This is a genomic window from Mesorhizobium sp. WSM4841 (assembly GCF_055811515.1).
Genome location: NZ_JBVVQC010000112.1, coordinates 1 through 252 on the forward strand (window position 1 = coordinate 1; position 252 = coordinate 252).

Here is a 252-nt window from a genome sequence, read left to right on the forward strand (position 1 = left end):
GTATGTGTCATTATAAATAATAAATATGCAATTTCAGTACCTGATTCATTACAATACGCAGCTGAAAAATTATCGGATAGAGCACTTGGTTACGGTATACATGGTGAACAAGTAGATGGTAATGATCCTTTAGCAATGTATAAAGCGATGAAAGAAGCAAGAGAACGAGCTATTTCTGGACAGGGTTCAACATTGATTGAAGCAGTAACTTCTCGTATGACAGCTCATTCATCGGATGACGACGATCAATAT

The 252-nt window shown here is 36.5% G+C and carries 1 protein-coding gene; it reads left to right on the forward strand.

What is annotated here, in order from left to right; genetic code table 11:
• A partial coding sequence (locus AC0L14_RS34820; RefSeq protein WP_473752239.1) for a thiamine pyrophosphate-dependent enzyme occupies positions 1-252 on the forward strand: 252 nt, incomplete at both ends.